We start from the raw sequence: 24,289 nt of genomic DNA, 5'->3' as shown, positions 1-24,289 counted from the left end.
TTACCTGTTATCGTTGTGAGAAATGTAGGAAACCGGTTCCACATAATCATCATGAGTTTCTTTGAATGAAACAAGATCAGGTTTTGTGCATTTTTTATATTCGTGATGATGATCACTTTGAGGTGTTGAAAGCGTGACATTGCCGCTGCGACAATTTTCCTGCGGTGCAGTACACTGCGCCCCATCAGTTTCAGACGGAATAAAAACATGACCACGATGCTGGAAGTGGCGAAGCGGGCGGGCGTTTCGAAAGCGACGGTTTCCCGGGTATTGTCGGGAAATGGCTACGTGAGCCAGGAGACTAAAGACCGGGTGTTTCAGGCGATTGAAGAGAGTGGATATCGCCCCAATTTACTGGCGCGCAACCTGGCAACCAAACGCACGCAAACCCTGGGGCTGGTGGTGACCAACACCCTGTATCACGGCGTTTATTTCAGCGAGTTACTGTTCCATGCCGCCCGGATGACCGAAGAGAAAGGGCGGCAGCTGATCCTGGCGGACGGTAAGCACAGCGCGGATGAAGAGCGCGAGGCGATTCAGTATCTGCTGGATATGCGCTGCGATGCGGTCATTATTTATCCGCGTTTCCTGAGCGTGGATGAGATGGACGAGATCATCGACAAATGTGAGCAGCCCATCGTGGTGCTCAACCGCCGTCTGCGGAAAAATAGCAGCCATTGCGTCTGGTCCGATCATAAAGCCTCCTGCCAGGCGGCGGTCGGGCAGCTGATTGAGAAAGGGCACCGGGAGATTGCGTTTATCACCGGTTCGCTGGACTCACCTACCGGGATTGAGCGTCTTTCGGGCTACAAAGAGGCGCTGGCCCGGCACGACATTCCGCTGCGCCCGGCGCTGATTGCACAAGGGAAGTGGAACCCGGCAAGCGGCGCGGCGGCAGTGACGGAGCTGCTCTCCCGGGGCGAAACATTTTCGGCGTTGGTGGCAAGCAATGACGATATGGCCATCGGTGCCATGAAGCAGCTGCACGACAGCGGCATCGCTACGCCTGAGAAAGTGTCAGTGATTGGGTTTGATGATGTGGCCATTGCGCCTTACATGGTGCCGTCGCTCTCCAGCGTACGCGTGCCGGTCACGGAGATGATCAAAGAAACCATCAGCCGCCTGATCTTTATGCTGGATGGCGGTGAGTTCACCTGTCAGCAAACCTTCTCTGGTGAGCTGGTGTTACGCGACTCGGTTATCGACGGCCCGCATCGTTGACATCGACATCTGTCATCGTCAGAAGTGACGATGACAGTCCCCGCCTGAATTTTAAATCAATGTAAATCAGTGAGTTAAAAACTGGCACGGTTTATGAATGTTTCCGCGCATGACTGTTATGCTGGAGAAGCAGATGAACCGTTTTATTATGGCCGATGCCAGTAAGTGCATTGGCTGCCGTACCTGTGAAGTGGCGTGCGTGGTATCGCATCAGGCGGATCAGGATTGCGCATCACTCACCCCTGAATCCTTCCTGCCGCGTATTCACGTTATCAAGGGCGTGAATATTTCTACGGCCGCCATTTGCCGCCAGTGCGAAGACGCGCCTTGCGCCAATGTCTGCCCTAACGGGGCGATCAAACGTGAAAAAGGCTTTGTCCATGTGATGCAGGAGCGCTGTATTGGCTGCAAAACCTGCGTGGTGGCGTGCCCTTACGGCGCGATGGAAGTGGTGGTTCGCCCGGTTGTGCGCAACAGCGGCATGGGGCTGAGCGTGCGGGCAGATAAAGCCGAAGCCAACAAATGCGATTTGTGCTATCACCGTGAAACGGGCCCGGCCTGCATGGAAGCCTGCCCGACGCACGCGCTGGTGTGTGTCGATCGTAACAAGCTCGAACAGATGAGCGCCGAAAAACGTCGTCGTGCGGCGTTCGACACCTCTTCGTCCATGCTGTTCTGATTTAGCCATGCGCTGTAACGGCATACAGGTGCGGGTGCGCGGCAAAGTGCAGGGCGTCGGGTTTCGTCCCTTCGTCTGGCAGCTGGCGCACCAGCTCGGGCTGGCGGGCGATGTCAGCAATGATGGACAGGGCGTGCTGGTGCGTCTTGCGGGTAATGGGGGGGACTTTACCGCAAGGCTGCGCCAGCTGTGCCCACCGCTGGCCCGTATCGATATGATCCAGACCCAGCCGTTTGAGTGGCCAAGCGCCCCTGACGGCTTCACCATCCGCCACAGCGCGGGCGGGGCGATGGATACGCAGATTGTGCCGGATGCCGCCACATGCCCGGCGTGTCTGGCCGAAATGCGCGACCCGCACGAGCGCCGTTACCGCTACCCGTTTATTAACTGCACCCACTGTGGCCCGCGTTTTACCATTATCCGCGCCATGCCGTACGACCGTCCGGCCACGGCGATGGCCGGGTTTCCGCTCTGCGCGCCGTGCGAAGCAGAATACCGCAACCCCGCTGACCGGCGCTTCCATGCGCAGCCTGTCGCCTGCCCGGACTGCGGGCCACAGCTTGAATGGCGCGGCGAAAACACGCACGCCACGCGCGAGCAGGCCCTGGCGGCGGCCGTTGCGATGCTGAGAGACGGCGGGATTGTGGCCGTCAAAGGTCTTGGCGGTTTCCACCTGGCCTGTGACGCCCAAAATCCGCGCGCAGTGGCAAGGCTGCGGGCGCGAAAACAACGCCCGACAAAACCCCTGGCGGTGATGATTCCCCATGCTGATGGCCTGCCGGAGTCCGTCAGTCACCTGCTGAGTTCACCCGCGGCACCCATTGTGCTCACGCCAAAAGCCTGGCTGCCTGAACTGCCTGAGGCGATAGCGCCAGGTCTGGACTGTGTCGGCATCATGCTGCCGGCGAATCCGCTCCAGCATCTGCTGATGGCGGATGTACAGCGCCTGCTGGTGATGACCTCCGGGAATCTCAGCGGCAAACCCCCGGCCACGACTAATGCGCAGACGCAGGACGACCTCAGGGATATTGCCGACGGCTTTCTGCTGCATAACCGTGACATCCTGCAACGGATGGATGATTCCGTGGTGGATGCGGATGGCACTATGCTGCGTCGCGCCCGCGGTTTTGTGCCAGATGCCATCACGTTGCCTGCCGGATTTCATGATATTCCCGCCATGTTGTGTCTGGGGGCAGAGATGAAAAACACCTTCTGTCTGGTGCGCGGCAACCAGGCGGTGATGAGCCAGCATTTTGGCGATCTCAGTGATGACGGCGTGGAGCAACAGTGGCGCACCGCGCTGTCGGTGATGCAGCAAATGTATGCGTTTCAACCTGTGCGTGTGGTGTGTGACGCGCACCCGGGATACCGCGCCCGGCGCTGGGCAGATGAACAGGCACTGGCCACCGAAACGGTACTGCATCATCACGCCCACGCGGCCGCTTGCATGGCGGAAAACGGCTGGCCGCTCGACGGCGGTGATGTTATCGCCCTGACGCTGGACGGTATCGGCATGGGTGATAACGGCGCGCTGTGGGGCGGGGAATGTTTGCGGGTGAACTATCGTGACTGCGAGCACCTCGGTGGGCTGCCTGCGGTGGCGCTGCCTGGCGGCGATCTGGCGGCCGTTCAGCCGTGGCGCAATTTACTCGCACACTGCCTGGCCTTTGTGCCGGGCTGGCAGCAGCGCAGGGAAACTCACACGGTACAGGCGCAAAACTGGCCATTGCTGGCAACGGCGATATCACGCGGCATCAATACACCACTGGCATCGTCATGTGGGCGGTTATTTGACGCAATTGCCTGCGCGCTGGATCTCACGCCGGATATGCAGGGCTATGAAGGTGAAGCAGCATGTCGGCTGGAAGCGCTGGCTGCCCGTTGTCGTGGTGTTGCACATCCGGTCACGCTGCCGGTGACAAACGGCAACCTGGCGCTGAACGTCTTCTGGCAACAGTGGCTGGACTGGCAGGCCGAGCCGTGCGAACGCGCGTGGGCGTTTCACGATGCGCTGGCAAAAGGGCTGGCAGAACTCGCCGCCTTCCACGCCCGGCGCGCGTCCCTCTCTACGGTGTGCTGTAGCGGTGGGGTGTTACATAACCGCTTGTTGCGCGCACGCCTGCGTCATTATCTTTCTGACTTTACTCTTCTTTTGCCGTGTCACCTGCCCGCAGGCGATGGGGCTATCTCCTTCGGGCAGGCAGTGGTTGCTGCGGCCCGGTCATGTTCACAAAGGACTTAAAATGTTACGACTCTTACGCAACGAACCGCGCGCAGCGTTTTTGCTGCTGGCTCTGGTGATGGCCAATCTGCTCGCCTGGGGCTGGGCATGGCGAACCTTCAGCGGCAGTACGGCGCTGATGGCAGCAAGCCTGCTGGCCTGGTGTTACGGGTTGCGCCACGCGGTGGATGCCGACCACATCGCGGCCATTGATACCGTGACGCGTAAGATGATGCAGCAGGGTCAGCGGCCCTCTGGCGTGGGTGCATGGTTTTCGCTGGGCCACTCCACCATCGTGGTGCTGGCTTCGGTGGCGATTGCGGCTACCGCCACGGCGTTTCAGAAGAACATGGCCTGGTTTCACGAAACTGGCAGCCTGATCGGGACAGCGGTATCAGCGACGTTTCTACTGGCGATGGCGCTGGTCAATATGGTGATTTTGCACGGCGTCTGGCGCAGTTTTCAGGCGCTGAAGAACGGTCAGGCGATGAATGGCGACGTCACGCTTCCGGCTGCGGGCGGGATGATGAGCTGGCTGTTTGGCACCACGTTCCGCCTGGTGAACAAAAGCTGGCAGATGTATCTGGTCGGTTTCCTGTTTGGGCTTGGGTTTGATACCGCAACTGAAATCGGCGTGCTGGGGATCTCTGCCGCCAGCGCCTCTAACGGTATGTCGGTCTGGTCTATCATGATCTTCCCTGCGCTGTTCGCCAGCGGGATGGCGCTTGTTGATACCCTGGATAACCTGCTGATGGTGGGCGCCTACGGCTGGGCGTTCAACAAACCGCAGCGTAAGCTCTATTACAACATGACCATCACCGGTACTTCTGTAGTAGTTGCCCTGTTTATTGGCGGGCTGGAAGCGCTCGGTTTACTGATGGATAAATTTGCCCTGAGCGGCGGTATCTGGGATGCCGTTGGTGCGGTTAATGACAATCTCGGTAACGCCGGTTTTGTGGTGGTTGGGCTGTTTGTCGTCTGCTGGCTTGTCTCAATGCTCAACTACCGCTGGCGCGGTTATGATGCGCTGGTTGTGCGCTCCTGAGGCATCGCCGGGGGCAGCCAGGCGCGGGTGAAATCCAGCCAGCCGCCTGCGGTCAGGACAATATCCTGCACGTTTTCCATGGTGTTAATGCGATAGCGATAGTGGAACAGCGGCGTACAGGCGCCGCTCTCCAGCAGCCGCCGGAAAAAGGGGACGAGCTGTGTGTTCAGGCGCTCTTCGCTTTCGCAAAATCCCATCAGCTGTTGTTTCTCTTCCTGCCAGCGGGCTGCGCCAAGTGCGGTGGCCCACGTCGGCTCATCGGTAAACCATTCCGCCAGGGCAAAGTCAGGTAATTCACCCGCCAGATAATCCCCCAGCACCAGGTCGGCCTCTTCCTGCGCGCCGGGAGTGTGCCACTCATCGCGGTCTTTCCAGACAACAGACAGCGTGCAATGGCGTTTTTTCAGCGCCGCATGAAGCGTATCGGCCAGCTCGCGAAGTTCCGGTGTGTGATAGCAAACCAGGTTTAACGTGCGTGGCAACGGGACGTCTGGTGCCGTCGGGAGCGACGGTGTTTGCAGCCCGGGAAGGACTTCGGTACGGGTTTGCAGATCGTCACGCTGGGCGAAGTTGCGCTGGCTTATAAGGACGATCTCCTGACGCAGCCAGGCGGCAAGCGGCTGTGACAGTGCGGTATTTACCATTAACCATGCGAAGCCACCGCTGGTGGAAGAGGCGGCCTCCTGAGCGCTTTTCCCTTTCCCGACGGTTATCCAGGCCGGTTTTTGTGCCCCGGCGCTGGTTCGCCAGAACTCTATCGCGTGCAAAAGCGGGTGGGCAGCAAAGTACCAGGGCTGGCGCTCCAGGCGTAAATAGTGGGAGTGATGGCGGGCGATGGCAAACGGTCCGGCACCGATTTCCGGCTGTTGCGGATGAGGCAGGCGGCAGACGTGGTGCGCCAGACGATGCGCCAGCATGGCATCCGGCGCGTGCAGGGTAATATCAAGACACCAGGGGGCAGCGAGCGAAACCTGATGAACATGCTTAAGCCCCGCGTTGCGCGCCGGATCGGCCAGCAGCTGTTGTACTCCTGCGAGGATATCTTCGTCACTGATGGCCTGGCCGTTATGCCAGTGCGCGCCGCTGCGCAGGTAAAACCGCCAGCAGAGGTTGTTATCTCGGGTTTCCCAGTGGTGCGCCAGGTCGGGCACGGGGTGTGGCTGTCCGGGTGTGTAGCGCGTCAGTCCCGCATGTACCGCACAGATAATGTGTTGTTCCGCGCGGCGGCGCTGCAGCGCCGGATAAAGCGAGGTGAGAGGACGATACCAGGGAATACGCAGGGTTGGCTGGTGCTTAAGCCATTTTCCCCCCAGAAATGGGGTGATGATGTGATGCAGGCTGGCCGGATCGCCGTCTGCCAGTTGCAATGCGCTTTGGTAGTCTCCCTTTTCCAGGCAGGCGTGCATCAGCGGTGCGCTGAGTTCGCTGGTGGTTGCCAGGCAGTGCAGGATGGCGCGGTGCCCGCGCCCTGGCTGTGCGCTCCAGCTTAACCATCCGCTCTGGGTGAGCTGGCGAAGCAGGGTGCGCGCATGGCGCTCGCTGCACAGGGCCGTTTCGGCAACCTCGGCGATGGTTGTTGGCTTCGGATCTGCTCCGTAATGCTGATAAAGCCGTTGATACTGACGGATTTTCTGAAGCTGGCGCATGAGGGCATTCCACTGACAAAAAGGGATGCTGAGAGTGTAGGGTGTTTTGCGGAATAAATAAGGTCTGGTTAAGTAAAGTGTTCCGGTTTTATCTTCCCGGCACATTCACCCTCTCCTCAGCGAGGAGAGGGAAAACGGATATCACGTTAGCTGTCGAGCTGTGCCCTGATTTTTAGCGCAATACTTTCAGCCTGTGGCCCCAGGATCACCTGTGTGTTCTGAGTCCCCATTTTCAGAATGCCTTTAGCCCCCAGCGCTTTCAGTGCAGGCTCATCAAGCACGCTGTTATCACCCAGCGTTAAACGCAGGCGGGTGATGCAGGCATCAACCATTTTCAGGTTATCTTTGCCGCCGAGTGCGGTGATGTACCGCGCGATGGCTTCACGCTGATCGTCCGATTCACCCGTCACGGTTTCATCTTCTTCACGGCCAGGCGTTTTCAGCTTAAAGAAACGAATGGCAAAGCTGAACACCACAAAGTAGATAACAAAGAACAGGGCAATCAGTGGGATCAGGATCCACGGTTTGGTGGCGAGCCCCCAGTTCAGTACAAAGTCGATCAGCCCTGCCGAGAACCCAAAGCCGTGCAATACGCCCAGGCTGTTGGCAATAACCATACTCACACCCGCCAGCACCGCGTGAAGGGCATACAGCGCAGGGGCGAGGAACAGGAAGGAGAATTCGATAGGCTCGGTTATCCCGGTCAGGAATGCCGTCAGCGCTACCGAGAGCAACATCCCGCCTACGGCGGAGCGACGCGCTTTTGGCGCAGCGAAGTACATTGCCAGCGCGGCACCAGGCAGGCCGCCCATAAAGATGGGGTACGCCCATGCCATGTATACGCCTGCGTGTGGGTCGCCGGCGAAGAAGCGGTTCAGATCGCCACGGGTCAGGTCGGTGGCAATCTGCGTAATGCTGGAGCCATCGATCCCCGGTACTGCACCGCCAACCACCATGCCTTTCACCACGTCCGGCGCAAGGCAGATGTTATGTACGGCGCTTGCCGCGTCATAGGTCACTTTCAGGCAGTCGCCCAGGCTGAACCAGAAGACCGAGTGCAGAATGTAGTGCAGGCCGAAGGGAATTAACGCGCGGTTAAGCACGCCGTAGATAAACCAGCCCGGCTCACCACTGCGGGAAACCAGCAGACTAAAGGTATCAATCCCGTGTTGTACGGAAGGCCACACGTAACCGCAAACCCAGGCGATAAGCAGGCAGATAAGCCCGGTCATGATCGGCACCAGGCGTTTACCGGCAAAGAAAGCGAGGAAGTCAGGCAGTTTTGTGTCGCTGAAGCGGTTATAACAGTGGCCTGCCACCACGCCTGCGATAATCCCGGCAAAAAACGACATGTTAATTGACGAGTTAATCACTGCCGTGGCTTTGGTCAGAACCAGGAAACCCACGGCCCCCGCCAGTGCCGCCGCACCCGCGTTGTCTTTTGCCAGACCGATGGCAATCCCCAGGGCAAAGAGCAGCGGCAGGCTGTCAAAAATACCGCCGCCGGCGCTGGCGATAAACGGAATATTAAAGACATCGGGCTGACCCAGTCGTAATAATATTGCTGCAACTGGCAAGGTTGCGATAGGCAGCATCAGGGCTTTGCCCAGACGCTGTAAATAGCTAAATGCGTTCATAGAGTATGTTCCGAAAAGATGACTTAATTCACGTCGAAAAATAACAGTTTTTATTTTAATGTGAAAGCGTAAGAAATAAAAAAGTGATGTGAGGTAAATTAATTCCTGGTTGGTTTTTGTTGTGATTCTTTTTCTATATAAACAATGAAGTGATAAATAATCAGTTCCGGTTTTACTGTCATGAAATATAGGCGGCGAGCTTGCCCGCTCCCCGGTAGCGCGGTACCAGAACGCGCTTGCGGGGTTAGCCTGTCGGGTACGCCTTGCGCCGCTGGGCGTCACCGTTTATTATTGCTCACCGGTATCATCAGTTCCCGCAGACGTTCAATGCGCGCTTCCGGGCTAAGGTAAAGCCAGCGAAATAATATACGTTCTTTCTGCTTTGCCTGTTTGAAATAGGTAGCAAGATAGTTGAGTTCTTTCGTAAAAGCAGCCATGTGATGTCTCCGGCAAGTGAATACAGGAGTAGACTATGCCGGTAACAGGGAATAAAACAGGTTGCTGTTTTTCAGGTGTTCCGCATTTATATATTGATGAGTGTAATAAACAAAGGACTGTAAGCAATGATTTATCTTTTTTGTATTTATATGGCGAATAGGATGCGCAAAAAAAAGCCCCGGGACATCGGGGCGGCGGATAATAAAATCCTAAGGTTAAGTAAGCGTGGTAACAGGCTGAAAACTAAGCGGGCAGTGATTTCAACAGCGCAAAAGCCTCCTTCATCCGATCTTCACTAACCACAAAGGCACGTAGCTGACCGCCAGTATCAGCACCGCGGGCCACCATGCCCTGCGGCTCAATGGTCAGCTGCCAGTTCAAATCCTGTCGCTGTGTTTCGCCAGCCAGATGCAGCGGTAATTCCGGCGTTTTCACCTTCACCAGCATGGCGGGTAATTTCAGCGGCGCGCTGGTCCCGAGCAGGTTTTTTGCCAGATACATGGCGCTGAGCTGAATAGGTTGCAGGAAAGGCAATACCTGTCCGTTGATCTCTGCGCAGTCACCCAGGGCATAAATATCCGGCTGTGTGGTTTGCAGGTAGCTGTCGACCTTCACGCCGCGATTCGTTTCTGCACCCGCACGGTGGGCAAGCGCAGTTTCCGGGCGCAGGCCGGTGGCGGCAATCACCACGTCGACCTCTACGCTACGCTGACGATCAAGCGTGGCACGGATGCCGCTTTCGGTTTTGCTCAGACCTTGCAGCTGAGATTTCAGCAGCAGATGTACGCCCATATCGGTCAGCCGGTGTTGTAAACGACTGCTTACTTCAGCTGGCATCAGTGCGGAAAGGATGCTCGCGGCATGGTCAACCAGGGTGACCGCTTTACCGGCGCGGCAAAAATCCATCGCCAGCTCGGTGCCAATCAGGCCACCGCCGACAATCATCACCCGCTGTGCGTCCCGCAGCCTGGTTTCGTTTGCCTGATATTCCTGCTGGCTGTTCAGCGTCACCATCAACTCGCGACCTTCAACCGGTGGGACAAAAGCGGCCGCACCTGTTGCCAGCACCAGGTTGTCGTACTGCCAGGTTTTATCCTGGCTCTTCACGACATGACCGGAGGCATCGATATCCGTAACCCAGGTGTAGGGAAACAGGCGCAGGTTAAATTGCTCCGCGAACTCTCCCGCCGTCTGGCGGGTGAGATCTTCTGCACGCTGATTCTGGCTAATGACATGGCTTAAATCCGGCTTGTTGTACTCGTCCATGCTGTCGGCGGCGATAAGCGTCAGCGGCACGTTCGCGTCCTGTTTGCGGATATTTTTCACCAGCTGGCGGGCGGCAAAGCCCGAGCCGATGATCACGATCCCGTTATTCATTTTGCCTCCGTACCCAGTTCGTCAAAGACATCTTTACCCAGTGAACATTCAGGACACAGGAAGTTGTCCGGGACATCGCTCCACGGTGTGCCAGGTGCGACGTCCTGCAACGGTTCGCCCAGTTCCGGGTCGTAAATCCACTGGCACACGCTGCACTGCATCCGCGGGCCGAGATTTGCCGCCGCGGCAGCCGCACAGGCGCAGGCTTCTTGCTGTACGGGGGTTTTTACCGTGGCGTCTGGTAGTGGAGCGAGCGCCCACTGACGTGCAATCTCGCGACCATGCTGGCGGCAGATTTCCAGTGCGTCGATATCCGGGCGCCATTTGGCTTTCAGGCTCATGGACATCTCAAAACCGGCGTCCTGCAGGCGGGTAGACAGACGGTCAACCGCGCCGCCGCTCCAGCCGTGTGAACCAAAAGCGCTGGCGCGTTTATTACGGAAGCGCAGACCTGTCATCTCTTCCACCAGACCAGCGATTTTCGGCATCATCACGTTGTTCATGGTGGAAGTCCCCACCAGCACGCCTTTGGAACGGAACACGTTGGTCAGGATGTCGTTTTTATCGCTGCGCGCCACGTTGAAGATTTTCACCGCCACGTTCGGGTCAACTTCGTTGATGCCCTGGGCAATCGCATCCGCCATCATGCGGGTGTTGTTGGACATGGTGTCGTAGAAAATCGTGATGCGATCTTCCTGATAATCCGCCGCCCATTTCAGATACAGCTCAACGATCTGGGTTGGGTTTTCACGCCACACCACGCCGTGAGAGGTGGCAATCATGTCCACTGGCAGATTGAAGCCGAGGATCTCGGTGATTTTTGGCGTCACCAGGCGGCTGAATGGCGTCAGGATGTTGGCGTAGTAGCGCTGGCACTGCTCGAACAGTTCGGTCTGATCCACTTCGTCGTTGAACAGACGTTCGTCACAGTAGTGCTGGCCGAAGGCATCGTTGCTGAACAGCACCGCATCGCCGGTCATGTAGGTCATCATGCTGTCTGGCCAGTGCAGCATTGGCGTTTCAACGAAGATCAGCTGTTTGCCGTTACCGATATCCAGTGAGTCACCGGTTTTCACGGTGTGGAAGTTCCACTCCGGGTGGTGGTGGTGACCGTTGATAGAGTCGATAGCATTGGTGGTGCAGTAAATCGGGGTATTCGGGATGTAAGACATCAGCTCGGTCAGCGCACCGGCGTGGTCTTCTTCTGCATGGTTGATAATGATGTAGTCGATAGCATCCAGGTCGATTTCGCTACGCAGATTCTGCACGAACTCGCGGCTGAATTTGTGATCGACGGTATCGATCAGAACGTTTTTACCTTCACGGATGAGATAGCTATTGTAGCTGCTGCCGCGCAGCGTTTTGTATTCAGTCCCGTGGAAATCACGAACTTCCCAGTCACGTTGGCCAACCCAATGAATGTTATTTTTAACCAGAATAGACATAGCAACCTCAATTAATACGGCGTTTTCAAATAAGATGTTTTAGCTATATCAAGTTGCGTGCCAACTTTTTATGTAATTGATTTTTATCTGTTTAATTATTTATCACTCGGAATGGGTAGTCATTATGACTATCTTAAAAGCTGTCAATATGACACTATGTATTGTCAAAATGACAGCGAGGTCGGAATGAGCTTTTCTGTGAACGTACTGGCGAAGATCGCCATTGAACTGCAAACCGGTATTGGTCATCAGGACCGATTTCAGCGGCTGATTTCCACGCTGCGCGACGTGCTGGAGTGTGATGCCTCGGCGCTGCTGCGTTACGAAGGGCGGCAGTTTATTCCGCTGGCCATCGATGGCCTGGCCCAGGATGTGCTGGGGCGGCGCTTTACGCTGGAAGGCCATCCACGCCTGGAAACCATTGCCCGTGCGGGTGATGTAGTACGTTTCCCGGCTGACAGCGACTTGCCCGATCCCTATGATGGGCTGATCCCGGGGCAGGAGAGCCTCAAAGTACACGCCTGTATCGGCCTGCCGCTGTTTGCCGGGCAGAATCTGATTGGCGCCCTGACGCTCGATGGAATGTCGCCGGATCAGTTCGATACCTTCAGCGACGAAGAGCTGCGGCTGATTGCGGCCCTGGCTTCCGGCGCGCTGAACAATGCACTGTTGATTGAACAGCTGGAGAGCCAGAACATTCTGCCGGGAAGCCCGGCGGCGTTTGAACAGGTGGCCCACACCGAGATGATTGGTCTTTCGCCGGGCATGGTGCAGCTCAAAAAAGAGATCGACATTGTGGCGGCCTCTGATTTGAACGTGCTGATTTTCGGCGAAACCGGCACCGGTAAAGAGCTGGTGGCAAAGTCGATTCACGAAGCCTCACCGCGCGCGGTGAACCCGCTGGTGTACCTCAACTGCGCTGCGCTGCCGGAAAGCGTGGCGGAAAGTGAGCTGTTTGGTCACGTCAAAGGGGCGTTTACCGGGGCCATCAGCAACCGCAGCGGTAAGTTCGAAATGGCGGATAACGGCACGTTGTTCCTCGACGAGATTGGCGAGCTGTCTTTGTCGCTACAGGCCAAACTGCTGCGTGTGTTGCAGTACGGCGATATTCAGCGCGTGGGGGACGATCGCAGTTTAAGAGTGGATGTGCGCGTGCTGGCGGCGACCAACCGCGACCTGCGTGAAGAGGTGCTGGCCGGGAATTTCCGCGCCGACCTGTTCCACCGCCTGAGCGTCTTCCCGCTTTCCGTCCCTGCGCTGCGTGAGCGCGGTGAGGATGTGGTTCTGCTGGCGGGTTACTTCTGCGAACAGTGTCGTCTGCGGATGGGGCTTTCCCGCGTGGTGTTAAGCTCCGGGGCGAGAACCCATCTTTTGAGTTACGGCTGGCCGGGCAACGTGCGTGAGCTGGAACATGCCATCCACCGTGCGGTCGTTCTGGCGCGGGCCGCGCGTACCGGTGATGAAGTGGTGATCCACGCGCGTCACTTTGCGCTGCATGATGAAACCACGCATGTTGTGACGCAGGAGATCCCGGAAATCAGTAACGAGAACCTGCGCGAAGCAACGGAAGAGTTTCAGCGGCAGATGATCACCCGCGCGCTGGAGCAGAATAACCGCAGCTGGGCGGCGTGCGCGCGGGCGCTGGAAACGGACGTCGCCAACCTGCACCGGCTGGCGAAACGTCTGGGTCTGAAAGGCTAGATGATCCCAGCCTGATAGAAATCCTGCAGGTTGATTGCACCGCACAGCTTGCCGCTCTCATCCACCACCGGGGCGGCAGTGATTTTGCGCTTCATCAGCACCTCTTTGGCTTCGATGGCGCGGCTGTCTGCGTTCAGCGTCAGCCCGCCCTGAGTCATCGCTTCAGAAACCTGCGATTCCAGCTTACCGCCGCCGACCAGCCAGCGACGCAGGTCGCCGTCGGTAAAGACGCCTTTCACAAAACCGCCGTTATCGCAGACGGCAACCAGCCCAAGCCCGGTACGGCTCAGCTCCAGCATCGCGTCCATCACGCTGGTGTCCAGTGTTACCTGCGGAATGGCATCGTCGGTGCGCATCAGATGGTGCACTTTATTGAGTAGCCGTGCGCCCAGGGCGCCAGCCGGGTGAGAGCGGGCAAAATCTTCTTCATTAAAGCCGCGCGCCTGCATAACCGCCATCGCCAGCGCATCGCCCATCATCAGGGTGTTTACGGTGCTGGAAGTAGGGGCCAGGTGCATCGGGCAGGCTTCACGCTCAACGGAAACATCCAGCACCGCTTTTGCTGCCAGCGCCAGCGGCGAGCGCGATTTTCCGGTCATCGCCAGCAGGGCAACGGCTTTTTCCTGCAAGCGCGGAATGATGAGATCCAGCTCTTTTGCCGAGCCGGAGTAGGAGATAAACAGCATCACGTCGCGGCTTTCAATCATCCCGAGATCGCCATGCAGCGCTTCTGCCGGATGAACAAAGAACGCAGGCGTTCCGGTACTCGCAAGCGTGGCGGCAATCTTCTTGCCGATATGGCCGGATTTGCCCATACCGGAGACGATCACTTTGCCTTCACACTGAATGATGGTATTCGCCGCACGGACAAAATCATCGCCCAGGCGATCCGGCAGGCGGCTTGCTTCCTGTAATTCGAGCATCAGGGTCTGGCGGCCAGCGTTTAACAGAAAATCACTCATCTTTGTCTCCGGTTACGATAACGTCGATTCCTTTCTCTTCCAGCGCTTTTTTAAACGCCGGATCGATGCCCGCATCGGTAATCAGCTTATCGACACTTTCAAGGCTGCACACAATATTGGGGCTTTTACGGCCAAATTTCGACGAGTCCGCCATCAAAATGACTTCCCGTGCGGCGTTACACATGGCTTTGCTGACGCTGAATACTTCGTTAAAGGTGGTCACCCCGGCGTTCAGGTCGATGCCGTCCGTCCCCATAAACAGTTTATCAAAGCTAAAGTGGTCGAAGGCATTCTCGGCTAACTGACCGTGAAATGAGGCCGATTTTTTACGGAACGTCCCGCCTGGCATCAGGATGGTTTGCTCACAGTCGTTCTCCGACAGGGCGTTGACGATATGCAGGCTGTTGGTCATCACGGTGATGTTGTTAAAACGGCTGAGCATCGGGATCATCTGCAATACCGTGCTGCCGGCATCCAGGATGATAGAGTCGCCATCGTGGATAAACTTCACGGCAGCTTCGGCAATCAGCGCTTTCTGGTGGGTATTGATCAGCGTTTTGTGGTCGATAGGGGGATCGGCTTCGTCTTTATTGAGCATCACTCCACCGTAGGTACGGATGACGGCACCGGCGTTTTCGAGCAACACCAGGTCTTTGCGTATCGTTGTGCCGGTGGTGTCAAAGTAGTGCGCCAGTTCCTCTACCGAGCATTTTCCCTGCTTTTGCAGATGCTCCAGAATGGCCGCCTGCCGCTGACGTGGTTTCATAGGCGCTCTGTTCCTTAAGTTGCAAAATGATAATTTCGCAAGCTTATAGCGTTCACAACGAAATTATCCATGTTTCAGATTAAGCGCTAATGATAGTGCATTCTGACAGAGTGAATCATGGGGAAAGATCACATCAGGCTGCAATTCCTGCAACGATTTGCCGTTAATTGCCTGGATTTTCGCCGGTCGGGCAAAAACCGTCAGCCCGCGCATGATGAGTGAATCGCAGACATTGTCATGTTCATCCAGCGCAATCGCCACCACCACACGCGGTTTGAAACGCCCGCCAGAGCGCCCGACGCCCACGCGGCCTTTCTGACACAAGGCATCAAACGCGCGGTTGAACTGATGGATTTGCCAGCCGCCAAAGGCCATCTGGCAGATCCAGGCGATAGCGGCAACGGTGATGAGTGCTGTAACCATGTTGGCTCCTTAATTTCCGGGTGGCGGTTGCACCTTACCCGGCCTACGGGGTTTTGTAGCCCCGGTAAGCGCAGCGCCACCGGGGAATGAACTCAGAACATCACCTGCCCGCCGGTCACGTTGATCGACTGCCCGGTGCAGTACGAGGCTTTGGGGCTTGCGTAAAACAGCAGCATATTCAGCACGTCCTGATAGTCACAGCCTCGTTTCAGCGGCACTTTATCGATGTAATACTGCTCGACCTCATCGGCGTTAATCCCAAGCTTGGTGGCATACTGTGGCAGCAGGGACTGGAACATCGGTGATTTCAGCAGGTTGCCCAGCATCAGCGAGTGCACGGTGATCCCGTACTCGGCGAGGTCCAGCGCCAGGGATTGCGTCAGCCCTACGCCACCAAATTTGGCCGCACTGTAACCCGAGTTGTGTTTACTGCCCACTTTGCCGGATTTTGAGTTGATCTGGATGATGCGGCCCTGAACGCCGTCGCGGATCATCAGGCGAGAAAATTCGCGGGCACAAAGGAAATAGCCCACCAGATTCACCTGCAGGGAGCGGTCGAAATCGCCCAGCGCAAAGTCGCTGATAAACGCGGCTTTGGCGATCCCGGCGCTGTAAACCAGCAGGTCGGTCCGGCCAAAAATTTCGTCCACGCCGCGGGCAAGCGCCATAACGCTTTGCTCGCTGGTGGCATCGGCGCCAAACCCGTACGCCATCCCTTCACCAAATTCGGTATTAATGGTGTCCGCCACGCGGGCGGCTTTTTCACTCTGAATATCGACAACCGCCACGCGGTAACCTTCTGCAGCAAGCCCACGGCAGAGGAACTCTCCTAAGGTTTGTCCCCCACCAATGACAACGGCAACCTGACTCATATTTCTCTCCTTAAATTACGCAACAAATTTTAATGTGCAGCCCGGGGTAACAGCCTGTGGAACAGGGCCATCCACATGAACGGTGCCGGGATATTCCGCCTGAGGCTGGCCGTCGAACCGCAGGGTGATATGCCCCAGTTCACGCAGATTTTGTTCAGCCACATCGCCCACCGCGGTTACGGCATAACGCGTTTCACCCAGCTCCAGCTGGCTGCCGGGTTTGAGTTCACCCTTCAGCTCGCCATGGCAGTGAATAAAACAGAACTCTTCGATATCCGCCGGTGCGCCTTCGCGAAAGGTAATCAGCATCTGGTCGCTGAGCGCATCGGCCGCGCTCTGGCCGATGCGGGTAATGGTGGTTTGGTAAATCACGGTCATCACAGGAACCTCTTATTGATAAATAAATCCGGAGACAAACCAGGCAATCAGCACCGTTGGTGCGCCCGTCAGGAAGCGGCTCACCAGTACCGATGGCACGCCAACGCGCACGGTGTCCTGACGCGCTTCGGCAAGCGAAAGTCCAACCGGGATAAAGTCGCACGCCGCCTGGGCATTAATGGCAAACAGAGCGGGCAGGGCAAGGTGTGGGGGAATATTGCCCAGACCAATTTGCACGCCAATCAGCACGCCGATTACCTGTGCAATCACCGCGCCCGGGCCGAGGAACGGCGACAGCAGCGGGAAGGAGCAGATCAGCGCCAGCGTCACCAGCCCAAGTGGGTGGCTGGCAAGCGGGGCAAGACCGTGGGCAATCCAGTCGCCCAGACCTGATGCCATGATGATGCCGATAAGCGCCGAAACGAATGCCATAAACGGCAGGATGGTTTTCAGTACGGTGTCGATGGTGTCGCGCCCGGACTGGAACAGTACCGCCACCGCCGAGCCCATTCCCATCCCGACTTTCGCCAGCAGGCCGTCGCTCTGTTCGGTGATTTTCTTGCTGGTGTCGTAATCACGTGGCGCCGCTTTCGCCTCTGTTTTTTGTGGGGCAGCAGAACCATCAGCCAGACGAATGTTGTCTTCTTTCACGCCGGAAACATAAATGTCTTCAACGATGTACTGTGCCAGTGGGCCGGATTTCCCGGTTGAATGGATATTTACGGTCGGGATACGGCGTTTTGGGTAAATGCCACAACGCAATGTGCCGCCGCAGTCGATAACGGCAACGCCGATTTCGGACTCGGGTGGCTCGCCCTCTTTGAAACCGTCAACTGCTTCCCAGCCGGTCAATTCACGCAGTCTGTCGACAATCGCCGGGCGTGTGCCCGCGGTGATGTAAACAATCTTTTTACCCGGCGTGGCGTCGAGCTCCAGTGGGCCGCCCCAGCCGCCCGTTCCTTTTTCAATACGAATACGGCTCATGCTGTGGCTCCTGAAAGCTGGACGTTTTGTTCAAGCTGAATGCCCATTTTTTTCTCAAAAATCGCGGTGGTGAGGTCGGTCACCCAGCCACGGAAGAAGTTAGTGACCAGGCCGACCAACAAATAGCTCACCGCCAGCGGGCCAAGCGGCAGGCCAAGCGTCGTCAGGCCGCTGGCAATACCGAGGTAAACAAACAGTTCGCCGGGGTTAATGTGCGGGAACAGGCCGTTCATCGAGTGGCAGCTATAGGATGCGGCGGCGTAATAACTCGGCTTGTATTTCTCTGGCATAAAGCGGCCGAGGCTTAAGGTCATTGGGTTACAGAACACGAAGGTGCCGATGAAGGGCAGAACAAGGTAACGGGATAACGGATTCCCGGCGCAGCGCTGGGCAAAGCGTTCAATGCGTTTCTGGCCGATAAAGTTAATCAGCGCGTTCATGATAACCAGCAGGCTTATCAGCAGCGGCAGGATCCCGGTCACCATGCCGGTAAACACTTCTCCGCCTTTCTGAAATAGCCCGATGAACCACTCGGCGCCGTGGGTGATGGTATCTATCATTCTTCTCTCCTGTGGGGCTTCTTGTTTTTGTATAACTGCGGCTAATAATAATCACTTTGAAAGGTTTTAAAGTGTTAATCAGATCTCACAATGAAAGAAAAATGTATTATTTTGAAAGTTAATGGGCAGGGGAAAAGCATTTTGGTTGAAAAAAGCGCAGATTTGCGTTGGGGAGCGTAAAGATTTGGCGGCGGGCGCGAGTACCGCTTCCTTGAGGTGTCGGGGATGCTTTACCATACTGGCATCTTGTCGAACTCGTTAAATGGATGTCCCATGTTCAAGCGTCGTTATGCAGCGCTGTTACCTGCGCTTATTCTGCTTTCTGCCTGTAGTAGCAAACCAAAATCTGAAACTGCTCAGCCTACGACTGGTGCGCCTTCAGGGGGATTCTTGCTGGAGCCTCAGCACAACACGATGCAGATGGGCGGCGACTTCGCGAATAACCCGGCGGCCGAACAGTTCATCGATAAAATGGTGAGCAAACACGGTTTTGACAGACAGCAGCTGCATGAAATCCTCTCTCAGGCGAAACGTCTGGATTACGTGCTGCGTCTGATGGACAGACAAGCTCCGACCGCACAGGTGCCGACCGGGCCGAATGGCGCATGGCTGCGCTATCGCAAACAGTTTATTACCCCGGACAACGTGCAAAATGGTGTGGTTTTCTGGAACCAGTATGAAGATGCCCTGAACCGCGCGTGGCAGGTGTACGGCGTGCCGCCTGAAATTATCATCGGGATCATTGGCGTGGAAACCCGCTGGGGCCGTGTGATGGGTAAAACCCGCATCCTGGATGCTCTGGCAACGCTCTCCTTTAACTATCCGCGTCGTGCTGAATACTTCTCATCTGAGCTGGAAACCTTCCTGCTGATGGCCCGTAACGAACAGGACGATCCGCTGGATCTGAAAGGGTCGTTTGCCGGGGCAATGGGTTATGGCCAGTTTATGCCGTCTTCCTATAAGCAATACGCCGTCGACTTTAACGGTGATGGTCACATCAACCTGTGGGATCCGGTGGATGCCATCGGCAGCGTGGCAAACTACTTCAAAGCGCACGGCTGGGTACAGGGCGGCCAGGTTGCCGTGCAGGCGAATGGCCAGGCTCCGGGCCTGGAAAATGGCTTCAAAACCAATTACAGCATTTCGCAGCTGGCAGCGGCAGGCTTAACGCCAACGCAATCGCTGGGTAATGCACAGCAGGCGAGCCTGCTGCGTCTGGATATTGGTACGGGGTATCAGTACTGGTACGGGCTGCCGAACTTCTACACCATTACCCGTTATAACCACAGCACCCATTATGCGATGGCGGTGTGGCAGCTGGGGCTGGCGGTGTCACAGGCGCGTGTCCCGGCTGCATCACCGTTTAGTCAGTAACTCATTCTGACGGGTAGGCCGGGTAAGGCAACGACGCCACCCGGCATGGCTGCATACACGGTGCGGCCTGATGCCCTCACCCTGACGCTCTCCCACGGGAGAGGGTCATCCCGCAGAAACATTTCGCCACACTCCCTTTTACCTCTCTCATTTACATCTTAATTATCTTTCATTATTGTTATGTTATAACATTTGATGTGGTGCTGAGATGTCAACGTCCTTTTTCTCCCTTTCCGCACTGACGCGATGTCTGCTGGCGTTGGTGCTTATTGTCTTTATCGGGCTGGCCGTGTGCTGGGCGGTGGCCTTGCCATGATCGTCATGAATCAACTGACTGCGGGTTATGAACGTCTGCCGGTCACGCGGGCCATTACCGGCGTGATTGAACGCGGGAGCATGACCGCCATTGTCGGTGCCAACGGCTGCGGGAAATCGACGCTGCTGAAAACGCTTGCCGGGTTTATCCCGCCGGTGAGCGGCAGCTTTCACTGGCAGGGAAAACGCCCGGTGATCGGCTGGCTTGCGCAGCGTCATGCCCTTGAAGCCCAATTTCCGCTCACCGTGCAGGACGTTGTCAGCATGGGCTGCTGGCCGGGGATCTCGCTGCTGGCCGGATTACGACGGGGAGCGCGACTGCGTGTCGCCAGCGCTCTTGAGCGCGTGGGGCTGGAGTCGATGGCGCATTCCACCATCGATGAACTCTCTGGCGGCCAGTTTCAGCGCATGTTATTTGCCCGCGTTTTAGTCCAACAGGCACCGCTGGTGATGCTCGATGAACCCTTTACCGGCGTTGATGAAGCAACCTGCAACGTGCTGATGTCGCTGATGCTGGAGATGTACCAGCAGGGGCAAACGCTGCTGGCGGTGCTGCATGACAGCGAACGCGTGGCTCGCCACTTCCCGCAAACGTTACGGCTGGATCCTGAAATCCCTTTATTTCAAAGCGAACGGGTGAGGGTGGCATGATCTGGCATCTCTTTTTCCAGCCGTTCATTGAGTACGGCTTTATGCGTCGCGCGCTGGTGGTGTGCCTTGCGCTATCTGTCAGCACCACGGCGCTCGGGGTCTTTCTTCTGTTACGCCGCATGAGCCTGATGGGCGATGCCTTGTCGCACGCGATTTTACCTGGCGTGGCGGTGGGGTACTTACTGAGCGGGATGTCACTGCTGGCGATGAGCCTCGGCGGTTTTATCGCCGGGATCGTGGTGGCGCTGGTGGCCGGTCTGGTCAGCCGTCGCACACCGCTGAAAGAAGATGCCAGTTTTGCCGGTTTTTATCTCGGCTCGCTGGCACTGGGCGTCACGCTGGTGTCGCTGCGCGGTTCAAACGTTGACCTGCTGCATTTGCTGTTTGGCTCCATTCTGGCGGTGGATAACGATGCGGCGATGTTCGTGGCAGGCGTGTGTATCTTCACACTGATTACGCTGGCTATTTTTTATCGTGGCCTGGTAACGGAAGCCTTCGATACCGCCTGGTTGCAGGTTAACGCCCGCTGGTTGCCGGGCCTGCTTCACGGCCTGTTTCTTGCTCTGCTGGTACTCAATCTGGTGGCCGGTTTCCAGGTGCTCGGCACGCTGATGGCGGTCGGGTTGATGATGCTGCCTGCGGTAGCAGCTCGCTGCTGGGTACGTACTTTGCCGGGGTTGCTCCTGATGGCCGGCATTAGCGGTATTTTTTGCGCATGGCTGGGGTTAAGCCTCTCCTGGGCGGTGAGTTTACCTGCCGGGCCGTCCATCGTGCTGACCGCCAGCGCGCTGTTCTTTATTTCGGTTTTATTTGGCACGCGCAGCAGGCTGGCTGGCAGTCTGCGTGCGCTTTTTTAACGCAAGGGGAAAAAATGAAACGTACAGGGTTAGTCGTGGCGCTCGCGCTCGGAATGATGTCGCACACTGTGATGGCGAAAACGCTCAATGTGGTGACCAGCTTTTCGATCCTGGGAAATATCACCCAGGAAGTCGGCGGTAAAAACGTAAACGTGACAACGCTGGTGGGACCGGATGGCGACCCGCACACCTTTGAGCCGTCACCCAAAGATAGCGCTGCGCTGAGTAAGGCTGATGTGGTGGTGGTGAACGGCCTGGGGCTGGAGGGATGGCTTGACCGTCTGGTGAAGGCCTCTGGTTTTAAAGGCCAGCTGGTGGTGGCATCGACTGGCGTGAAAACACACACGCTGGAAGAGGACGGGAAAACCGTGACTGATCCACATGCGTGGAACAGCGCCGCGAACGGTGCTCTGTATGCGCAAAATATCCTGAATGGGCTGGTGAAGGCCGACCCGGAAGATAAAGCTGCGCTGGAAGGCACCGGCAAGCCGTATATCGCACAACTGACCCAGCTGGATAGCTGGGCCAAAACACGCTTTAGCCAGATCCCGCAGGAAAAACGTAAAGTGCTGACCAGCCATGATGCCTTTGGCTATTTCAGCCGCGCCTATGGTGTGACTTTTATGGCGCCACAAGGGCTGTCGTCTGAGAGCGAAGCCAGCGCGGCGCAGGTGGCTGAGATTATCAACCAGATTAAAGCCGATGGCGTGAAAACCTGGTTTATGGAAAACCAGCTCGATCCACGGCTGGTGAAACAGATTGCCAGTGCAACAGGCGCACAGCCAGGAGGCGAACTCTACCCTGAAGCGCTTTCGGCAAAAGGTGGTGTAGCGGATACCTACGTTAAGGCGTTTCGCCACAATGTTGATACTATCGCCGACAGCATGAAATAATAACCGCCAAAGCCGGTGCGCCCGCATCGGCTTTTTTCTGAAGCCCCCTCGTAAAACCTGAACCTCATCCCCATATCTGACGAGAAAGTGTTATCTTGTGCTGCACGTTTTTCAAAGGCCTGGAGCGATAATGACTGACCATGAATTGATGCAGCTTAGCGAAGTGGTAGGGCTGGCGTTAAAGCAGCGCGGTGCGACAGTAACAACCGCAGAGTCCTGTACTGGCGGCTGGGTAGCGAAAGTGATTACGGATATTGCGGGCAGTTCCGCCTGGTTTGAGCGTAGCTTTGTGACCTACAGTAATGAAGCAAAGGCGCAGATGATTGGCGTGCGTGAATCCACGCTCGAACAGCATGGCGCAGTCAGTGAGCCGGTGGTAATTGAAATGGCCATTGGTGCCCTTAAAGCAGCACGGGCGGATTATGCTATTTCGATCAGCGGCATTGCCGGGCCAGACGGCGGTAGCGATGTAAAACCCGTTGGCACCGTATGGTTTGGTTTTGCAACCTCGAAAGGCGAGGGGATCACCCGCCGTGAATGCTTTAGCGGCGATCGCGAAAGCGTGCGTCGTCAGGCAACGGAATATGCGTTAAAAACGCTCTGGCAACAATTTCTACAAAATACTTGATACTGTATGACCATACAGTATAATTGCACCAACAGAACAGAATTCACCCCGGTAAATACGTAAACGTATTTACTGTATGACAGGAGTAATAATGGCTATCGACGAGAACAAACAGAAAGCGTTGGCGGCAGCACTGGGCCAGATCGAAAAGCAATTCGGTAAAGGCTCCATCATGCGCCTGGGTGAAGACCGTTCCATGGACGTGGAAACTATCTCCACCGGTTCGCTTTCTCTGGATATCGCACTGGGCGCTGGCGGTTTGCCAATGGGCCGTATCGTAGAAATCTACGGGCCAGAATCCTCCGGTAAAACGACCCTGACCTTACAGGTTATTGCAGCCGCGCAGCGCGAAGGTAAAACCTGTGCGTTTATCGATGCCGAGCACGCGCTGGACCCGGTCTATGCCCGTAAGCTGGGTGTTGATATCGACAACCTGCTGTGTTCTCAGCCAGACACAGGTGAGCAGGCGCTGGAAATTTGTGACGCGCTGGCTCGTTCCGGTGCTGTAGACGTCATCGTGGTCGACTCCGTTGCTGCACTGACGCCAAAAGCGGAAATCGAAGGCGAAATCGGTGACTCTCACATGGGCCTCGCGGCACGTATGATGAGCCAGGCAATGCGTAAGCTGGCGGGTAACCTGAAGCAATCCAACACGCTGCTTATCTTCATCAACCAGATCCGTATGAAAATTGGTGTGATGTTCGGTAACCCGGAAACCACCACCGGCGGTAACGCCCTGAAATTCTACGCCTCTGTCCGTCTTGATATCCGCCGTATCGGCGCGGTGAAAGAGGGCGAGAACGTGGTCGGTAGCGAAACCCGCGTGAAGGTTGTGAAGAACAAAATCGCTGCACCGTTCAAACAAGCTGAATTCCAGATCCTCTACGGCGAAGGTATCAACTTCTTCGGCGAACTGGTTGACCTGGGCGTGAAAGAGAAGCTGATTGAAAAAGCGGGCGCCTGGTACAGCTACAACGGCGACAAGATTGGTCAGGGCAAAGCGAATGCTATCTCCTGGCTGAAAGAGAACCCGGCTGCGGCGAAAGAAATTGAGAAGAAAGTTCGTGAACTGCTGCTGAACAACCAGGACTCAACGCCTGATTTCGCGGTTGATGGCGCGGACGTTGAAGAAACTAACGAAGACTTTTAATTCTCTCGTTTAAAAATGAAGGGCTGCGAATGCGGCCCTTTTTGCATTTCTGAACCAGCAGGTTTT

At 56.5% G+C, this 24,289-nt stretch carries 23 protein-coding genes; 11 read left to right on the top strand and 12 right to left on the bottom strand.

The features are described 5' to 3' along the window. Window positions 1-207: 207 nt before the first annotated feature. The 4 genes from N1249_RS17255 (at window position 208) to N1249_RS17240 (ending at window position 5,166) form a co-directional block, all read left to right on the top strand. Window positions 208-1,221: a LacI family DNA-binding transcriptional regulator gene (locus N1249_RS17255; protein ID WP_259831537.1), complete on the top strand. Its 1,014-nt coding sequence runs from the start codon at window positions 208-210 to the stop codon at window positions 1,219-1,221. Window positions 1,222-1,354: 133 nt separating this feature from the next. Continuing rightward, a complete protein-coding gene (gene hydN / locus N1249_RS17250) occupies window positions 1,355-1,900 on the top strand; it encodes an electron transport protein HydN (RefSeq protein WP_259831535.1) in 546 nt (181 codons plus the stop codon). Window positions 1,901-1,907: 7 nt separating this feature from the next. Further along, entirely contained in the window at window positions 1,908-4,142 is a 2,235-nt protein-coding gene (gene hypF / locus N1249_RS17245; RefSeq protein ID WP_259831533.1) for a carbamoyltransferase HypF, read from the top strand. A gap of 1 nt (window position 4,143) precedes the next feature. Continuing rightward, window positions 4,144-5,166: a HoxN/HupN/NixA family nickel/cobalt transporter gene (locus tag N1249_RS17240; RefSeq protein WP_259831531.1), complete on the top strand. Its 1,023-nt coding sequence runs from the start codon at window positions 4,144-4,146 to the stop codon at window positions 5,164-5,166. On the opposite strand, the gene N1249_RS17235 is transcribed toward N1249_RS17240, so the two are convergent. The 5 genes from N1249_RS17235 to norV all read right to left on the bottom strand — a co-directional run bounded on the left by N1249_RS17235 (window position 5,139) and on the right by norV (window position 11,709). Continuing rightward, a complete protein-coding gene (locus N1249_RS17235; RefSeq protein WP_259831529.1) occupies window positions 5,139-6,812 on the bottom strand; it encodes an SgrR family transcriptional regulator in 1,674 nt (557 codons plus the stop codon). The two genes, N1249_RS17240 and N1249_RS17235, sit on opposite strands and share 28 nt — an antisense overlap. Before the next feature lie 146 nt (window positions 6,813-6,958). Beyond that, on the bottom strand, window positions 6,959-8,449 hold the full coding sequence (gene nagE, locus N1249_RS17230; protein WP_259831526.1) for an N-acetylglucosamine-specific PTS transporter subunit IIBC: 1,491 nt from the start codon (window positions 8,447-8,449) through the stop codon (window positions 6,959-6,961). Between the two features lie 278 nt (window positions 8,450-8,727). Beyond that, window positions 8,728-8,886, bottom strand: a complete 159-nt coding sequence (locus N1249_RS17225) for a hypothetical protein (protein ID WP_259831523.1) — start codon at window positions 8,884-8,886, stop codon at window positions 8,728-8,730. Between the two features lie 244 nt (window positions 8,887-9,130). Next, window positions 9,131-10,264, bottom strand: coding sequence for an NADH:flavorubredoxin reductase NorW (gene norW, locus N1249_RS17220; RefSeq protein ID WP_259831521.1), 1,134 nt, complete (start codon window positions 10,262-10,264; stop codon window positions 9,131-9,133). Continuing rightward, entirely contained in the window at window positions 10,261-11,709 is a 1,449-nt protein-coding gene (gene norV / locus N1249_RS17215) for an anaerobic nitric oxide reductase flavorubredoxin (RefSeq protein ID WP_259831519.1), read from the bottom strand. Before norV ends, norW begins: the two co-directional genes overlap by 4 nt. Before the next feature lie 186 nt (window positions 11,710-11,895). Here norV and norR point away from each other — a divergent pair, with 186 nt between their 5' ends. Then, on the top strand, window positions 11,896-13,410 hold the full coding sequence (gene norR / locus N1249_RS17210; protein ID WP_259831517.1) for a nitric oxide reductase transcriptional regulator NorR: 1,515 nt from the start codon (window positions 11,896-11,898) through the stop codon (window positions 13,408-13,410). Here norR and gutQ read toward each other — a convergent pair. From gutQ to srlA, 7 genes are all read right to left on the bottom strand, one after another. Then, a complete protein-coding gene (gene gutQ, locus N1249_RS17205; RefSeq protein WP_259831515.1) occupies window positions 13,407-14,372 on the bottom strand; it encodes an arabinose-5-phosphate isomerase GutQ in 966 nt (321 codons plus the stop codon). The genes norR and gutQ overlap by 4 nt on opposite strands. Then, the gene (locus tag N1249_RS17200) at window positions 14,365-15,138 is read right to left on the bottom strand and encodes a DNA-binding transcriptional repressor (RefSeq protein WP_259831513.1); all 774 of its coding nucleotides are present in this window, start codon (window positions 15,136-15,138) and stop codon (window positions 14,365-14,367) included. Before N1249_RS17200 ends, gutQ begins: the two co-directional genes overlap by 8 nt. 63 nt (window positions 15,139-15,201) lie before the next feature. Next, window positions 15,202-15,561, bottom strand: a complete 360-nt coding sequence (gene gutM, locus N1249_RS17195) for a transcriptional regulator GutM (RefSeq protein ID WP_217186786.1) — start codon at window positions 15,559-15,561, stop codon at window positions 15,202-15,204. A gap of 92 nt (window positions 15,562-15,653) precedes the next feature. Beyond that, the gene (srlD, locus tag N1249_RS17190; RefSeq protein WP_217186785.1) at window positions 15,654-16,433 is read right to left on the bottom strand and encodes a sorbitol-6-phosphate dehydrogenase; all 780 of its coding nucleotides are present in this window, start codon (window positions 16,431-16,433) and stop codon (window positions 15,654-15,656) included. A 15-nt stretch (window positions 16,434-16,448) separates the two neighbouring features. Further along, entirely contained in the window at window positions 16,449-16,811 is a 363-nt protein-coding gene (gene srlB, locus N1249_RS17185) for a PTS glucitol/sorbitol transporter subunit IIA (protein WP_217186784.1), read from the bottom strand. A gap of 12 nt (window positions 16,812-16,823) precedes the next feature. Further along, window positions 16,824-17,795, bottom strand: coding sequence for a PTS glucitol/sorbitol transporter subunit IIB (locus tag N1249_RS17180; RefSeq protein ID WP_259831505.1), 972 nt, complete (start codon window positions 17,793-17,795; stop codon window positions 16,824-16,826). After that, window positions 17,792-18,355 carry a PTS glucitol/sorbitol transporter subunit IIC gene (gene srlA, locus N1249_RS17175; protein ID WP_014071496.1) on the bottom strand — a complete coding sequence of 188 codons (564 nt, stop codon included), beginning with the start codon at window positions 18,353-18,355 and terminating at the stop codon, window positions 17,792-17,794. Before srlA ends, N1249_RS17180 begins: the two co-directional genes overlap by 4 nt. Before the next feature lie 273 nt (window positions 18,356-18,628). On the opposite strand from srlA, the gene mltB reads away from it, so the two are divergent. From mltB to recA, 6 genes are all read left to right on the top strand, one after another. Then, entirely contained in the window at window positions 18,629-19,729 is a 1,101-nt protein-coding gene (mltB, locus tag N1249_RS17170; protein ID WP_259831503.1) for a lytic murein transglycosylase B, read from the top strand. 312 nt (window positions 19,730-20,041) lie between these two features. Next, window positions 20,042-20,695: a metal ABC transporter ATP-binding protein gene (locus N1249_RS17165; protein ID WP_259831501.1), complete on the top strand. Its 654-nt coding sequence runs from the start codon at window positions 20,042-20,044 to the stop codon at window positions 20,693-20,695. Then, entirely contained in the window at window positions 20,692-21,552 is an 861-nt protein-coding gene (locus N1249_RS17160; protein WP_259831500.1) for a metal ABC transporter permease, read from the top strand. Before N1249_RS17165 ends, N1249_RS17160 begins: the two co-directional genes overlap by 4 nt. A 14-nt stretch (window positions 21,553-21,566) precedes the next feature. Further along, a complete protein-coding gene (locus tag N1249_RS17155) occupies window positions 21,567-22,445 on the top strand; it encodes a metal ABC transporter substrate-binding protein (RefSeq protein ID WP_259831497.1) in 879 nt (292 codons plus the stop codon). A 130-nt stretch (window positions 22,446-22,575) separates the two neighbouring features. After that, on the top strand, window positions 22,576-23,073 hold the full coding sequence (gene pncC / locus N1249_RS17150) for a nicotinamide-nucleotide amidase (protein ID WP_014071491.1): 498 nt from the start codon (window positions 22,576-22,578) through the stop codon (window positions 23,071-23,073). 91 nt (window positions 23,074-23,164) lie between these two features. Beyond that, a complete protein-coding gene (recA, locus tag N1249_RS17145; RefSeq protein WP_217186778.1) occupies window positions 23,165-24,223 on the top strand; it encodes a recombinase RecA in 1,059 nt (352 codons plus the stop codon). Window positions 24,224-24,289 lie beyond the last annotated feature (66 nt).

The organism is Enterobacter sp. CP102 (assembly GCF_025152625.1).
In the GTDB taxonomy this organism is placed as follows: Bacteria; Pseudomonadota; Gammaproteobacteria; order Enterobacterales; family Enterobacteriaceae; genus Enterobacter; species Enterobacter soli.
Note: the sequence above shows the minus strand (reverse complement) of the source record. Positions and strands in the feature narration are given on the sequence as shown.

What these genes read in the sequence shown, in the direction of transcription:
- N1249_RS17255 (WP_259831537.1), top strand. Translation starts at nt 208, where the DNA reads ATGACCACGATGCTGGAAGTGGCGAAGCGGGCGGGCGTTTCGAAAGCG.
- hydN (WP_259831535.1), top strand. Translation starts at nt 1,355, where the DNA reads ATGAACCGTTTTATTATGGCCGATGCCAGTAAGTGCATTGGCTGCCGT.
- hypF (WP_259831533.1), top strand. Translation starts at nt 1,908, where the DNA reads ATGCGCTGTAACGGCATACAGGTGCGGGTGCGCGGCAAAGTGCAGGGC.
- N1249_RS17240 (WP_259831531.1), top strand. Translation starts at nt 4,144, where the DNA reads ATGTTACGACTCTTACGCAACGAACCGCGCGCAGCGTTTTTGCTGCTG.
- N1249_RS17235 (WP_259831529.1), bottom strand. Translation starts at nt 6,812, where the DNA reads ATGCGCCAGCTTCAGAAAATCCGTCAGTATCAACGGCTTTATCAGCAT.
- nagE (WP_259831526.1), bottom strand. Translation starts at nt 8,449, where the DNA reads ATGAACGCATTTAGCTATTTACAGCGTCTGGGCAAAGCCCTGATGCTG.
- N1249_RS17225 (WP_259831523.1), bottom strand. Translation starts at nt 8,886, where the DNA reads ATGGCTGCTTTTACGAAAGAACTCAACTATCTTGCTACCTATTTCAAA.
- norW (WP_259831521.1), bottom strand. Translation starts at nt 10,264, where the DNA reads ATGAATAACGGGATCGTGATCATCGGCTCGGGCTTTGCCGCCCGCCAG.
- norV (WP_259831519.1), bottom strand. Translation starts at nt 11,709, where the DNA reads ATGTCTATTCTGGTTAAAAATAACATTCATTGGGTTGGCCAACGTGAC.
- norR (WP_259831517.1), top strand. Translation starts at nt 11,896, where the DNA reads ATGAGCTTTTCTGTGAACGTACTGGCGAAGATCGCCATTGAACTGCAA.
- gutQ (WP_259831515.1), bottom strand. Translation starts at nt 14,372, where the DNA reads ATGAGTGATTTTCTGTTAAACGCTGGCCGCCAGACCCTGATGCTCGAA.
- N1249_RS17200 (WP_259831513.1), bottom strand. Translation starts at nt 15,138, where the DNA reads ATGAAACCACGTCAGCGGCAGGCGGCCATTCTGGAGCATCTGCAAAAG.
- gutM (WP_217186786.1), bottom strand. Translation starts at nt 15,561, where the DNA reads ATGGTTACAGCACTCATCACCGTTGCCGCTATCGCCTGGATCTGCCAG.
- srlD (WP_217186785.1), bottom strand. Translation starts at nt 16,433, where the DNA reads ATGAGTCAGGTTGCCGTTGTCATTGGTGGGGGACAAACCTTAGGAGAG.
- srlB (WP_217186784.1), bottom strand. Translation starts at nt 16,811, where the DNA reads ATGACCGTGATTTACCAAACCACCATTACCCGCATCGGCCAGAGCGCG.
- N1249_RS17180 (WP_259831505.1), bottom strand. Translation starts at nt 17,795, where the DNA reads ATGAGCCGTATTCGTATTGAAAAAGGAACGGGCGGCTGGGGCGGCCCA.
- srlA (WP_014071496.1), bottom strand. Translation starts at nt 18,355, where the DNA reads ATGATAGATACCATCACCCACGGCGCCGAGTGGTTCATCGGGCTATTT.
- mltB (WP_259831503.1), top strand. Translation starts at nt 18,629, where the DNA reads ATGTTCAAGCGTCGTTATGCAGCGCTGTTACCTGCGCTTATTCTGCTT.
- N1249_RS17165 (WP_259831501.1), top strand. Translation starts at nt 20,042, where the DNA reads ATGATCGTCATGAATCAACTGACTGCGGGTTATGAACGTCTGCCGGTC.
- N1249_RS17160 (WP_259831500.1), top strand. Translation starts at nt 20,692, where the DNA reads ATGATCTGGCATCTCTTTTTCCAGCCGTTCATTGAGTACGGCTTTATG.
- N1249_RS17155 (WP_259831497.1), top strand. Translation starts at nt 21,567, where the DNA reads ATGAAACGTACAGGGTTAGTCGTGGCGCTCGCGCTCGGAATGATGTCG.
- pncC (WP_014071491.1), top strand. Translation starts at nt 22,576, where the DNA reads ATGACTGACCATGAATTGATGCAGCTTAGCGAAGTGGTAGGGCTGGCG.
- recA (WP_217186778.1), top strand. Translation starts at nt 23,165, where the DNA reads ATGGCTATCGACGAGAACAAACAGAAAGCGTTGGCGGCAGCACTGGGC.